Source organism: Aeromicrobium sp. REDSEA-S38_B2 (assembly GCF_001628525.1).
In the GTDB taxonomy this organism is placed as follows: domain Bacteria; phylum Actinomycetota; class Actinomycetes; order Propionibacteriales; family Nocardioidaceae; genus Aeromicrobium; species Aeromicrobium erythreum.
The window spans coordinates 23,326-29,960 of sequence record NZ_LUNH01000076.1 but is presented as its reverse complement, the minus strand read 5'-3'; the positions used below and the strand labels follow the sequence as shown (position 1 = coordinate 29,960).

At 75.8% G+C, this 6,635-nt stretch carries 3 protein-coding genes; 1 reads left to right on the top strand and 2 read right to left on the bottom strand.

All coding sequences use genetic code 11. The features are described from left to right. Nucleotides 1-188: 188 nt before the first annotated feature. Nucleotides 189-1,643 (bottom strand): hypothetical protein, encoded by a 1,455-nt coding sequence (locus tag A6Q81_RS14070; RefSeq protein ID WP_067860349.1) that lies wholly within the window; start codon nt 1,641-1,643, stop codon nt 189-191. 115 nt (nt 1,644-1,758) lie between these two features. On the opposite strand from A6Q81_RS14070, the gene eccCa reads away from it, so the two are divergent. Continuing rightward, a complete protein-coding gene (gene eccCa / locus A6Q81_RS14065) occupies nt 1,759-5,727 on the top strand; it encodes a type VII secretion protein EccCa (protein ID WP_286690850.1) in 3,969 nt (1,322 codons plus the stop codon). A gap of 23 nt (nt 5,728-5,750) precedes the next feature. Here eccCa and A6Q81_RS14060 read toward each other — a convergent pair whose 3' ends face one another. After that, nucleotides 5,751-6,587, bottom strand: coding sequence for an SCO6745 family protein (locus A6Q81_RS14060; RefSeq protein WP_286690849.1), 837 nt, complete (start codon nt 6,585-6,587; stop codon nt 5,751-5,753). Between the last annotated feature and the right edge of the window lie 48 nt (nt 6,588-6,635).

Here is a 6,635-nt window from a genome sequence, read left to right as displayed (position 1 = left end):
GCGCGGGTGATCGCGCCTTCTTCGCGGCTGAGCTCGCTCATCGTTCGTCCTCCCGGTTCCCCGTGGGCACGGTCGCGGCACGGGCTCGTCGATGCTGGTAGGACCAGACTAGGACATCTGGTCAGTTCTGACTATCCCGTTCTCAGGGACGTGAGAGCCGCCGGCCGGTCGTCGCGAGCCGTCGGGCGTCAGGACGACGTGAGGACGCGCATCCAGTCGAACAGCCCGCTGACCAGCGGGAACGCGCCGACGACGGCGACGAACGCCAAGCCCTCCGCGATCTCGGCGCTGCGCGACCACCACACGGAGGTCCAGCCCCGGCCGGCCGAACGGGCCACGAGGGCGAGGACCAGACCGAGGAGGACGGCCACGGTCGCGCCGGCGACACGGGCGTCGTCGCCCACCTCGAGCAGCAGCGACGCGGCGGTGGCCAGGAGGAGCGCGGTGCCGGTGGTGCGCTGCCAGCGACGCGCCTGCTGGGCCCGCAGGGTGCGACCGCTCAGCACCAGTGCGGCACCGGTGGCGGCGCAGACGAGGGTGGCGCCGACGTCGCGGGCGCCGTCGGTGGGGGCGAGGAGCAGCCAGGCTCCGCTGGCCGCGACCAGCAGGGAGCACACGACCGTGGCCGCGCCGACGAGCCGCAGCGCACGCAGGGCGACGGCGCGCACGTCGTCCTCGCGGACGACGCCGCGGAAGGAGCGGCGCGGCTGCTCGCGCGCGGTCCAGGCCGTGACGGCGAGCCGCTGCAGGTCCACGAGCACGTGGTCCGGAACGTCGACGACGAACGACGGCAGCAGGCGCGCGCCCAGCACGGCGGCCAGCAGGACGAGGGCGGCGAGGGTGGTCGTCGACCAGTCCGCCAGGAGCGTGACGGTCGCGAGCAGCGCGACACCGACGCCGGCGACGAGCTGGACCGCCAGCTCCTCGTCGGCGACGCCCGGCACGGCCGCGCGCAGGGCGGCGCTGCCGCACGCCACGGCCAGGCCCGCCACCGTGACGGCCAGCGTCGTCGCACCGGCCTGGCCGGGCGGGAGCTGCAGGACGACGGCCGCGGCGAGGAGCAGCGGCACGACGGAGAGCCAGGCGCGGTCGTGCGCGCCGGCCGGGACGCGGAGGCCGACGATCCCTGCCACGGCGAGGACGACGAGCGCGAGCGCGCCGGAGGCGGCGTCCGCGGCGGTGCCGCCGGTCAGGGCACCGGCCGTGGCGGCGAGCAGACCGGCCACGGCCACGGCGCCCGGGGCGAGCCGGGCGACGACGGAACCCGTCGCGGACCTCGCGGCCCGGTCGGTCGGTGGAGCGAGGGCGGGCAACGGGGCGACCGTCGACGTGGCGGGAGCGGCGGGCTGCGCGCGTCGGCCGCGCGACCCCCGACCCGTCGGGGCGGTGCTCACGGGGGCGGCGTCGGCGTCGACCGCGACCAGCAGGTCGCCGTGCTCCAGGCGCGCGGCGTGCACCGAGGTGGTCGGGTCGAGGGCGCGCCCGGTGGCCGTGCTCAGGAGCACCGGACCGCTGCCCGTCTGGTCGCGGAAGCCCGCCGCCACGGCGCCGACGTCGGCCCACCGGGGCACGGCGAGGTCGACCCGTCCCGCGTCTCCGACGACGCTCAGCCGGATCGTGGCCAGCGCGGTGCTCTCGCTCATGCGACCCCCTTCGGGGACAGTGTGACCGATCAACGGCCCGTCCGGGGGGTCGGGCGCGGCTACGATCGTGCGGCGGGGGCGCCGTGCCCCTCCCCGAGACCCACCAGGAGGTCGTGTGGCCACCACGCTGCAGCGCGGACGTCGAGTCGAGCCGCCCCGGGTGCCCGAGGGTGCCCTGGAGCTCGACCCGCCCCCGGAGCTGGCGCCGCACGAGGGCATCGGCGGTGCGCTCATGATGGCCCTGCCGATGCTGGCGAGCGTCGGCTCGATCGTCTTCGTGGCCTCCAGCGGGGGCGGTGCGCGCGGCTTCATCGCCGCGGGCATGTTCCTCCTCGCGACCCTCGGCTTCGTGGCCGTCAGCGTCGAGCGCCAGCTCAAGCAGCGCCGGACGCAGGTCGGCGGGTCGCGCCGGGAGTACCTGCAGTACCTGTCGACCGTGCGGGCCCGCGTGCGTGCGGCCGCCGACGCCCAGCGCGACGGTCTCACGTGGCTGCACCCCTCGCCGTCGGCCCTCGCCGCCGTGGCCGAGGAGGGCAGTCGGCTGTGGGAGCGTCCGGCCGACGACCCGCACGCCCTCCACGTCCGCTACGGCACGTCGACCCAGCCGCTCGCGCTGGAGCTCGTGCCGCCCACGACGACCTCGATCGACCAGGTCGACCCGGTGTGCGCGTCGGCGCTGCACCGGCTGCTGTCCGTCCACCGCGCGCAGCCCGACCTGCCCGCCGCCATCGACCTGTCGGCGTTCAGCCGCGTCGAGCTGCTGGGCTCCGTCGAGCACGTGCGTGCCCTCGCCCGGTCGCTCGTCTGCGAGGCCACCGCGTTCCACGCCCCGCAGGGCCTGGTCGTCGCGGTCCTGGCCGACGACGACGCCGCCCGCGACTGGGACTGGGTCAAGTGGCTGCCGCACGCGCACAGCGAGCGCGAGAGCGACGCGGTCGGCCCGGCCCGCATGATCGCATCCTCGCTCGACGACCTCGCCGCGATGCTGCCGCAGGAGGTCGTCGACCGGCCGCGCTTCGGCGCCGACCAGCCGGTCGAGGGCCCGCACGTGCTGCTCGTGGTCGACGGTCCGGCGCTGCCGCCGGGCAACCACCTCGTGCCCGAGGAGGGTGTCCACGGCATGACCGTGATCGAGCTCCCCGAGTCCTGGGGCGAGCTCGAGGACCCGACCCGGCTGCGGCTGGAGCTCGTGCAGGCCGACCGCGGCGCCGTCGGCGTCACGGCCTGGCGGCGCCACGACGAGCCCGTCAAGGGGCACGCCGACCAGCTCGACCGGGAGAGCGCCGAGGCCTTCGCGCGCCGCCTCGCGCCGCTGGCGAGCACCGAGGGTCCCGTCCGCGAGGACGCGACGTCGACGACGCCCGACCTCACCGACCTGCTCGGTCTCGGCGACGTCCGCACGCTCGACGTCGCCGACGGGTGGCGGTCCCGGCCGGCGCGCGACCAGCTGCGCGTGCCGATCGGCGTGGGGCCCACGGGCGCGCCCGTGCACCTCGACCTGAAGGAGTCCGCCCAGCAGGGCATGGGTCCGCACGGCCTGGTCATCGGCGCGACGGGGTCGGGCAAGTCCGAGCTGCTGCGCACGCTCGTGCTCGGGCTCGCGCTCACGCACTCCAGCGAGCAGCTCAACATGGTCCTCGTCGACTTCAAGGGCGGTGCGACGTTCGCCGGGCTGACCGACATGCCGCACGTCGCGGCGGTGATCACGAACCTGGAGGAGGAGCTCGACCTCGTCGACCGCATGCAGGACGCGATCTCCGGAGAGATGGTCCGCCGCCAGGAGCTCCTGCGCCGCGCGGGCAACTACGCCTCGCTGCGCGACTACGAGAAGGCGCGCGCCGCCGGCGAGCCGCTCGACCCGCTGCCGTCGTTGTTCATCGTCGTCGACGAGTTCAGCGAGATGCTCGCCGCGAAGCCGGAGTTCATCGACCTCTTCGTCGCCATCGGTCGCCTGGGCCGCTCGCTCGGCATCCACCTCCTGCTCGCGTCGCAGCGTCTCGAGGAGGGTCGCCTGCGCGGGCTCGAGAGCCACCTGTCCTACCGGATCGGCCTGCGCACGTTCTCCGCCGCGGAGTCGCGCACGGTGCTCGGCGTCCCCGACGCCTACGAGCTGCCGTCGGTGCCGGGCCTGGGGTACCTCAAGGCCGACGGCGAGATGGTCCGGTTCAAGGCCGCGTACGTCTCCGGCCCGCCGCCGCGGCGCGCCAGCATCGGCGAGGACGAGTCGCGCTCCCAGGCGCGCGCGATCCTGCCCTTCACCGCCTCCCACGTGCTCGCGCCGACCGACCTGGCACCTGCCGACGACGGACCCGTGCCCGCCCCGGTGCCCGCCTCGACGTCGTCGGCCTCGGTGCTCGACATCGCCGTCGACGCCATGCACGGCCGCGGGCCGCTCGCGCACCAGGTGTGGCTGCCGCCGCTCGACGTGCCCGACACCCTCGACGGGCTCCTCGGCGACCTCACGCCGACCGACGGCGGTGGCATGCTCTCGGCGACGTGGCGTGCGCACGGCGGTCTGCGCGTCCCGATCGGCACCGTCGACCGGCCGCGCGAGCAGCGTCGCGACCAGCTCGTCATCGACCTCTCGGGCGCCGGCGGACACGCCGCCGTCGTCGGCGGTCCGCGCAGCGGCAAGAGCACGCTGCTGCGCACCATCGTCGCCAGCATCGCGCTGTCGTCGTCACCGCGCGACAGCCAGGTGTACGTGCTCGACTTCGGCGGCGGCACGTTCGCCGGCCTCACCGACCTGCCGCACGTCTCGGGCGTGGCCACGCGGGCCGAGCCCGATGTCGTGCGTCGCGTGCACGCGGAGGTCAGCGGCATCATCGACCGTCGCGAGGCGTACTTCCGCCGCAACGGCATCGACTCGGTCGAGACGTACCGTGCCCGTCGGCGCGAGGGCCAGGCCGACGACGGCTACGGCGACGTCTACCTCGTCGTCGACGGCTGGGGCACGTTGCGCTCGGACTTCGACATGCTCGAGATGGAGCTGCAGTCGCTCGCGCAGCGCGGTCTGACGTTCGGCGTGCACGTGCTCGCGGCGGCCGGACGCTGGGGCGACTTCCGGGCCGCCATGCGCGACGTCTTCGGCACCCGGCTGGAGCTGCGCCTGGGCGACCCGACGGACTCCGAGGTCGACCGCAAGGTCGCGCAGCTGGTGCCCGCGGAGCGCCCCGGGCGCGGTCTCGTGACGACCAAGCACCACTTCCTCGCGGCGCTGCCGCGGCTCGACGGCCGGGGCGAGGCGCGCGACCTCGGCCCGGCGGTCGTCGACCTGGTCACGCGCGTCAGGGACTCCTGGGGCGAGGGCGGGCCCAAGCTGCGCCTGCTGCCCGACCGGATCTCGCTGGAGCGGGTGCGCGAGCTGGCGCGGGTCGGCGACGACGACCGCCGCGTGCTCGTGGGGGTCGACGAGCGCGACCTGGCGCCCGTCGGCCTCGACCTCGACGCCGAGCCGCACGCGCTGCTGTACGGCGACGGCCGCTCCGGCAAGAGCGCGTTCCTGCGCGCCTACGCCCGTGAGGTCATGCGCACGCGCGGTCCGCGCGAGGCGCAGCTCGTGGTCGTCGACTACCGGCGTTCCCTGCTCGGAGAGGTGCCGGACGAGTGGCGGATGGAGTACGTGTCGAGCGCGGCGCAGCTCGAGCCCGTCGTCAACGGGCTGGCGCAGTTCCTGCAGGGCCGGATCCCCGGTCCCGACGTCACGGCCGAGCAGCTGCGCGAACGGTCGTGGTGGAGCGGGCCTGAGGCGTTCGTCCTCGTCGACGACTACGACCTGGTGGCGCCGCAGTCGCAGTCGCCGCTCGCCCCGCTCGTGCCGCTGCTGGCGCAGGCGCGCGACGTCGGCCTGCACGTCGTGGTCGCGCGGCGCGCCGGCGGTGCGGCGCGTGCGGCCTACGACCCGGTGCTGCAGACCCTGCGCGACCTCGCCCAGCCTGGTCTGCTGCTGTCGGGTCCCCCCGAGGAGGGTCCGCTCATCGGCGGTGCCCGACCGAAGCCCGCGCAACCGGGCCGGGCCCAGCTCGTCACGCGCGACCGCGGCCTGGAGATCGTCCAGCTCGCCTGGGCCGAGCCCACCGCGTAGCCAATCGTGAGGACGGGTGAGGCCTAGGGGGCCGTCGCGCCGATCGGGTTGGGGTAGGTGATCGCGCCGGAGGCGACGACGGACCGGGCCGCGGCGGCGAGGGCGGGCTCGACGGCCACGGCGTGTGCCGTCGCCTCGGTGTCGAGCGCGGCGTCGACGGCCCGGTCGGTGGCGTCCTCGAGGCGCTCACGGGCGGCGCGCCCGGTGTCGGTGCCGTGCCCGTCGGCGTCGACCCATCCGCGTCGGCGCAGGTCCTCCAGCGCCGCGGCCCACTCCTCTTCGGTCCAGCCGCGGATCTCGCGCTGACGCTGAGGCGCACGACCGAGCGCGACCTGGAGGGCGTTCGCGGCGGCCCCGCCGAGCCCGGCGGTGACGAGCACCGACACGTGCGCGTCGCCGCGCAGCTCGCGCAGCACGCTGGCGTGGCGCCACAGCGCACCGAGTGCGTCGTCGGGCACCGGCAGCGAGCGCTCCGCGGCGGCCAGTGGCTTGCCCGCGAGGTCCACCCGCTCCGCCACCCCGGCCAGCCGTTGCGCCAGTGCCGCGACGTCGTGCCCGCCGAGCCCGGGGGCCAGCGCGTCGCGCGCCAGGGCGAGTCGGGTGTCGAGCACGTCGCCGACGTCGGCCAGGCGCCACGCGTCGGGGACCACCCGCTCGACGAGCCGGGGCGCGAAGCCGTGGAACGTCGCCACGACGACCGGCGCCGCCGGGGTGCCCAGCGCCGCGGACCGCGACGCGGCGTAGCCCATCCACCAGCCCTTCAGGCCCACGGCCTCGTAGCGCTCGCGGGCGTCGGGGGCGAAGTAGACGACCGAGTGCAGCGCCTCGACGGAGCGCCAGAAGTCGGTGAGGGGGTGCATGGAGGCCAGTGTGCCGGGTGGGCAAGGAGGTGCCGCAGCGGACGGTCG